General features: G+C 55.7%; 6 protein-coding genes. 5 read left to right on the top strand and 1 reads right to left on the bottom strand.

Going from position 1 to position 6,403, the window contains the following annotated elements; genetic code table 11:
• From AC2FND_RS12310 to AC2FND_RS12295, 4 genes are all read left to right on the top strand, one after another.
• Positions 1-1,137 (top strand): L,D-transpeptidase family protein (locus tag AC2FND_RS12310; RefSeq protein WP_496770008.1); only part of this gene is annotated, 1,137 nt, incomplete at its 5' end.
• A gap of 34 nt (positions 1,138-1,171) precedes the next feature.
• Positions 1,172-2,263: a UDP-3-O-(3-hydroxymyristoyl)glucosamine N-acyltransferase gene (locus tag AC2FND_RS12305; protein WP_496770006.1), complete on the top strand. Its 1,092-nt coding sequence runs from the start codon at positions 1,172-1,174 to the stop codon at positions 2,261-2,263.
• A 32-nt stretch (positions 2,264-2,295) separates the two neighbouring features.
• On the top strand, positions 2,296-2,553 hold the full coding sequence (locus tag AC2FND_RS12300) for an acyl carrier protein (protein WP_171723262.1): 258 nt from the start codon (positions 2,296-2,298) through the stop codon (positions 2,551-2,553).
• Positions 2,554-2,562: 9 nt separating this feature from the next.
• Complete coding sequence (locus AC2FND_RS12295; RefSeq protein ID WP_496770004.1) at positions 2,563-3,771, top strand: beta-ketoacyl-[acyl-carrier-protein] synthase family protein; 1,209 nt, start codon at positions 2,563-2,565, stop codon at positions 3,769-3,771.
• 48 nt (positions 3,772-3,819) lie between these two features.
• Here AC2FND_RS12295 and AC2FND_RS12290 read toward each other — a convergent pair whose 3' ends face one another.
• Entirely contained in the window at positions 3,820-4,398 is a 579-nt protein-coding gene (locus tag AC2FND_RS12290) for an invasion associated locus B family protein (RefSeq protein WP_496770002.1), read from the bottom strand.
• 431 nt (positions 4,399-4,829) lie between these two features.
• On the opposite strand from AC2FND_RS12290, the gene AC2FND_RS12285 reads away from it, so the two are divergent.
• Positions 4,830-6,377 carry a helicase HerA-like domain-containing protein gene (locus AC2FND_RS12285; protein WP_496770000.1) on the top strand — a complete coding sequence of 516 codons (1,548 nt, stop codon included), beginning with the start codon at positions 4,830-4,832 and terminating at the stop codon, positions 6,375-6,377.
• Positions 6,378-6,403: the final 26 nt, after the last annotated feature.

The raw sequence follows: 6,403 nt of genomic DNA, 5'->3' as shown, positions 1-6,403 counted from the left end.
CAAGGAATAAGCGCTCAGGGCGCGGCCTACTTTACAGCCTTGGCGCCGCAATCACATCAATACCGTGCGTTGATGAAGCAGAAGCTGTCCTTGGAAAAGCTGGTGTTTCAGGGGGGATGGGGGCCAAAAGTTCCCGAAAGCAAACTGGAATACGGCGACACGGGACCAAATGTTATCAAGCTGCGCGATCGCCTAGTGGTAATGGGTTACATGAAACCTTCCGCCAGCCCGACTTTCGATAACGCATTGCTTGAGGGCGTTCGTGCCTTTCAAACCGCGCATGGGCTTGAACCCGATGGTGTAGCGGGTAAAGGGACGATTGCCGAAATGAACCGTCCAGCCACAGACCGGTTGAAAGCCGTTTACGTGGCGTTGGAACGCGAGCGGTGGCTGCCTCGGGAACGTGGCACGCGTCAAATTCTTGTGAACCAAGCCGATTTCACGGCGAAGATCGTGGATGACGGGCAAGTCACCTTTGAAACCCGTGCGGTTATCGGAAAAAATGTGCATGATCGCAGAAGTCCGGAGTTTTCGGACGAGATGGAGCATATGGTAATCAACCCCAGCTGGTATGTTCCCCGCTCGATTATAACCAAGGAATACCTGCCGAAGCTGCAATCAAACCCAAATGCTGTTGGCCATATCCAGATAACAGATAGAAGCGGCAGGCAGGTCAATCGGGGTGCGGTAGACTTTACACAGTTCACGACCAGCAATTTTCCCTTCGCGATGCGCCAACCGCCCAGCAAAAGCAATGCATTGGGTCTGGTGAAGTTCATGTTCCCCAATAAGCACAACATCTATCTGCATGATACTCCACAGAAAAACCTGTTCTCGCGCGAAGTTCGGGCCTTTTCACATGGGTGTATCCGCTTGGCCCAGCCCTTTGAATTTGCTTACGCGCTTCTGGCCAAACAGGAGGAAGATCCAAAGGCATTCTTCCATCGCGTTCTGAACACCGGAAAAGAGACCAAAGTCAATTTGGAACAGAAAGTTCCGGTGCATCTGATTTATCGAACGGCCTACATCGGGCCCAAAGGCGAAGTACAGTACCGCCGAGATGTTTATGGACGGGACGGCAAGATTTGGGATGCCCTGCAAAAGGCAGGGGTGGCCCTGCCGGACGTTCAGGGGTAAGCACAGGGCAAATCCTGCCAAAAGGGAGCCCGCCATGCAGTTTACCGTACAACAGATCGCCGAGTCTCTGGGTGCCGAATGTCAGGGCGATGGCGGCCTGACGATTGTGCGCGCCGCCGAACCAGGCGATGCAGGCCCGACAGATCTGGCGATGGCTATGTCTCCGAAATACGCCGAGGCGCTTACCAACGGAGCCGCTCATGCGGCCGTCCTTTGGGAAGGGGCCGATTGGCAGGCGATGGGATTGCGTGCTGCGATCTTTGTCAAACGTCCACGTATGGCGATGGCTGGCATTACTTCCATGCTGGACCGGGGGCAGGGGGTCGAGCCGGGGATACACCCTTCGGCCGTGATCGATCCAACAGCTGAAATCAGTCCTGACGTCGCGATTGGACCGTTGGTTGTTGTAGGCGCGCGCGCCCGGATCGGCGCAGGCTCTGTCATAGGGGCACATTGCGCGGTGGGAATGGATGCCATATTGGGCGACCAGGCAGTGTTGCGCGAAATGGTCAGCATTGGCGCGCGGGCGCAGATCGGAGATCGTTTTATCGCGCAACCCGGTGCCCGGATCGGAGGGGACGGGTTCAGCTTCGTAACACCCGAAGTCTCGGGCGTCGAAAATGTACGCAAGACAATGGGCGATCAGGGTGAGGCCAAAGCGCAGAGCTGGCTGCGCATTCATTCGCTGGGTGCGGTGGAAATCGGTGATGACGTCGAAGTCGGTGCGAATTGCACAGTCGATAATGGCACGATCCGAAATACGTATATTGGCCACGGTTCCAAGTTGGATAATCTGGTCCATGTCGGGCACAACACCCGAGTCGGTCAGGACTGCCTGTTGTGCGGTCAGACTGGTGTGTCGGGTTCGGTTGAAATCGGAAACAACGTGGTTCTGGGCGGTCAGACCGGCGTTGTCGACAACATCTTCATCGGGGACGGGGTTATTGCCGGAGGCGGCACCAAGATACTTTCCAATGTACCCGCTGGTCGCGTGATCATGGGGTATCCCGGCGTCAGAATGGAAACGCATACGGACATCTACAAGGCACAACGGCGTTTGCCCCGTATGGCACGCGACGTCGAGGCATTGAAAAAGGCTGTTTTCAAACAGACCCCGAGCGATTAAATCAACCTCAAACTGATAATCAGGGGATCGACATGAGCATCAGCGACCGCGTCATCGCGATCATTGCAGAGCAGGCCGTTCTGGAGCCATCGGATGTAACGCCCGAAAGCACGCTTGAAGATCTGGGTATCGACAGCCTAGGGCTGGTCGAAAGCATATTTGCCATCGAGGAAGAGTTCGACATTTCGATTCCTTTCAATGCCAACGAGCCCGAGGCCAACGATTTTGATATCTCCAATGTGGCCGCGATCATCTCTGGGATCGAAAAACTCGTTTCGGAAAAGGTCTGACAAACGCTCATGAAACGCGTTGTCATTACCGGAGCAGGTACGATCAATTCGCTGGGGCATTCGGTCCCTGATACACTGGAAGCCATGCGCGAAGGTCGTTGTGGTATTTCGGAACTTGAATTCCGGGATGTCGATCGGTTGGCCATCAAGATCGGCGGACAGGTCCGGGGATTCGAGGCGGAGGGACGGTTCAACCGACAGCAGATGTCGCTGTACGACCGTTTCACCCAATTCACCCTGACAGCAGCCAAAGAGGCGATTGAACAGTCGGGCATCGAATTTCACGGCGAACTGGCGGCCAGATCAGGCGTCGTTCTGGGGACCGCGGGCGGTGGTGTTTCGACCTGGGATGACAATTACCGTTCTGTCTATGAGGACGGGAAGAACAGGGTACACCCCTTTGTCGTTCCAAAGCTCATGAACAATGCGGCCGCCAGCCATGTTTCCATGGAACACAACCTAAAAGGCCCCAGTTTCACGGTGTCGACAGCATGTGCGTCATCAAACCATGCGATGGCGCAGGCCTTTCAGATTGTGCGCAGCGGCGCGGCGCCGGTCATGGTTACGGGTGGGTCCGAATCCATGTTGTGTTTCGGCGGCGTAAAAGCCTGGGAAGGGTTGCGCGTGATGTCGAAAGACGCGTGCCGTCCGTTCAGTGCCAACCGCAACGGAATGGTGCAGGGCGAAGGAGCTGGTGTCTTTGTCTTTGAGGAATACGAACACGCCCGGGCCCGAGGCGCCGAAATACTATGCGAGGTTGCCGGCTTTGCCATGTCATCGGATGCCTCGGACATTGTGATGCCCAGCAAACAAGGTGCCGCGCGGGCTATGGCTGGTGCCTTAGCCGATGCGAAACTGAACGCAAAAGATGTGGGCTATATCAACGCACATGGAACCGGAACGGCTGCAAATGACAAAACTGAGTGCGCTGCGGTGGCCGACGTGTTTGGGCCGCACGCAGACGATCTGATGATATCGTCCACGAAGTCCATGCACGGCCACCTGATTGGTGGGACCGGAGCTGTTGAGCTGCTGGCCTGCATCATGGCACTGCGGGACGGTGTCATTGCACCGACGATCGGATATGAGGAAGCAGACCCGGAATGCGCGTTGGACGTCGTACCGAACGAATCGCGCGAGGCAAAGGTCGACGTCGCGCTTAGCAACGCATTCGCCTTTGGTGGGTTGAATGCCGTACTGGCCCTGAAGCGGGTTTAGTGAAAAAGCCGCAGTTAATAATACGGCGGCTTCCACGGATGTTTTTTCTTAGTTCGCGTTGACGTTCAGAGCGTCAAAGCCCGATGTGAAGCCGGAAAGCGACATGTCCATTTCAAGAACCTGATCCGGGAAACGGGCGGGAACCAGTGAAAACGTCGCTTTGGTACCAGCTTTCATCGCGTCAATATCGCCTTGGCTGAGACCCAGTTGCGCAATACAGCCCACCGGAACGCAGTGATGGTAGTTGTACAGCTTACGCGGCGCGCCATCGATTGACAGGGCCAGTTGAGCTTGCAGCAGTGTTTCCAGGGGTACGATGACGTTTGCCCAGGCAACAGCGGCACCACCTTCCGGCAGTTTTCCGATCGATACTTCTGCTATCGGATCACCATTGTTGCCTTCAAGAACCTGAACGATGGCACAAGGATCGTCGCCTTCCTGTGCCTTGATACAGGAAACGTCCCAATCTCCGAATTCTTCCTTTACAAATTGTTCACCGGCCCGAGGTCCTTCTTGACCAAGGTCGAGGCCAGCTTCAGGCGCGGTTGTGGATGTGTCCTGTGCATACGCCGCACCGGACAGAAGTACGGCGGCGATAGTGTTGAACGAGAGGATTTTCTTGATCATGAATGCCTCGGGTTGATGATTGATCTTTTTGCTTCGTTTAACACTCTTCTGAACCAGTGTCAGGCACTAACAGAGCAGCCTTTGCGAACGTGAACGGATTCTTGCCTGAGGTCGGAACCGCACCTTCGGAGATTAGAAAAAGGGAGCTGTTCGACCAGCTCCCTTCCCCATAAGTTTCTCCCCGTCGGACTGGCCGACTTATTTATGCGCAAACCCTACGGAAGGGGCGCACACGGGTCAACAGCTATCCTCAATTTTTAATCTATGCGCCAAAATAATAATCTAGGGGCCGAACCAAAAGGGCCGTGCCAGCAGGCACGGCCAGTCGACAGGGAGGAAGTTTGCCCCGCAACGCAAGGCAAATAGACTATCGCAGTCAAAGGTTAACTTTGTATGCTGGCGGCGGATCGGTGAACAATAAGGCAATGTTAATGGGCACGAATATCTTTTTGGGCGGTGGCGGTGAAAACTATGCTCAGCCGCAGGAACTTACGTTGAAATATGCGAACCGCCATGGATTGATTGCCGGGGCAACTGGTACCGGCAAGACCGTGACATTGCAGATTCTTGCAGAAGGTTTTTCTCAGGCGGGTGTCCCGGTATTCCTCTCGGATGTGAAAGGGGACCTGTCTGGGCTGGCCCTTCCCGGAAGCGAGACCCACAAACTGAATCAGGCCTTTCAGGACCGGGCCAGTCGGATCGGGTTCGAGGATTTTGCCTATTCTGCCTGCCCGGTGACATTCTGGGATCTGTTCGGTGAACAGGGCCATCCGGTGCGTACGACAGTGACGGAAATGGGTCCGCTTTTGCTGTCGCGGTTATTGGAGTTGAGCGAGGCGCAGGAAGGTATCCTGAATATCGCGTTCCGCGTGGCCGACGAAGAAGGGATGCCGCTGCTGGACCTCAAGGACTTACAGGCGCTGCTGGTCTGGATCGGAGAGAATCGGGCGCAACTGTCATTGCGATACGGCAACGTATCCACGTCCTCGATTGGGGCGATTCAGCGACGTCTGCTGGTTCTCGAGAATCAGGGTGGTACAAAGCTGTTTGGCGAGCCTGCACTGGATCTGGCCGATCTGATGCGAACTGACGAAAACGGGCAGGGGATGGTGAACATACTGGCGTCCGACCAGCTGATGGCTGCCCCACGGCTTTATGCAACGTTCCTGTTATGGCTGCTGAGCGAACTGTTCGAAGAGTTGCCAGAGGTTGGGGACCCAGAAAAACCAAAGCTGGTGTTCTTTTTTGACGAGGCCCATCTGCTGTTTGACGATGCGCCTAAGGTTCTGGTGGACAAGGTTGAACAGGTCGCCCGCCTGATCCGTTCAAAGGGTGTGGGGGTATATTTTATCACTCAGAGCCCTGCTGACATCCCGGAAGATATTCTTGGACAGCTGGGCAACCGTATACAGCACGCACTAAGGGCATTCACGGCGCGGGACCGAAAGAACCTGAGGCTGGCCGCTGAAACCTATCGCGAAAACCCGACTTTCGACACGGAAACGGCAATTCGCGAAGTCGGCGTTGGCGAAGCTGTCACCTCAATGCTGCAAAAGAAAGGCGTTCCGGGCGTGGTCGAGCGTACGCTTATTCGTCCACCGGGATCTCAGCTGGGGCCAATTTCAGATGCCGAACGCCGGGATATCCTTGCCGCCTCGGCGATGGCAGGGAAATACGATAAGAGCGTAGATCGAAAATCTGCCTTCGAGATTCTTCAGGCGCGAGCCCAAGCTGCGGCCAGTGCAGCGGAACGGGCGGAATCCGACGAAGTTCTTGAAGCGCAATCGCCGATCGAACGCGAATACTCTTCCGCCCGCAGATATTCCGGCAGCCGGGTCGGTCGGTCCTCATCCCGGGTTGAGCGCAAGCAGGACACCTTCGCCACGGCAATGACCGAAGCGGTGATCAAAGAGCTTAAAGGTACAACCGGGCGCCGGATTGTGCGCGGTATCCTTGGCGGTTTGTTTCGCAACAGGTAAGTAACGCAGCGCCCTTTGAGGGCGCT

This window comes from Ruegeria sp. BHSB056, assembly GCF_059613305.1.
Note: the sequence above shows the minus strand (reverse complement) of the source record. Positions and strands in the feature narration are given on the sequence as shown.

Excerpts from the sequence above, each read along its gene's own strand:
- AC2FND_RS12305 (WP_496770006.1), top strand. The coding sequence starts at position 1,172 with ATGCAGTTTACCGTACAACAGATCGCCGAGTCTCTGGGTGCCGAATGT.
- AC2FND_RS12300 (WP_171723262.1), top strand. The coding sequence starts at position 2,296 with ATGAGCATCAGCGACCGCGTCATCGCGATCATTGCAGAGCAGGCCGTT.
- AC2FND_RS12295 (WP_496770004.1), top strand. The coding sequence starts at position 2,563 with ATGAAACGCGTTGTCATTACCGGAGCAGGTACGATCAATTCGCTGGGG.
- AC2FND_RS12290 (WP_496770002.1), bottom strand. The coding sequence starts at position 4,398 with ATGATCAAGAAAATCCTCTCGTTCAACACTATCGCCGCCGTACTTCTG.
- AC2FND_RS12285 (WP_496770000.1), top strand. The coding sequence starts at position 4,830 with ATGGGCACGAATATCTTTTTGGGCGGTGGCGGTGAAAACTATGCTCAG.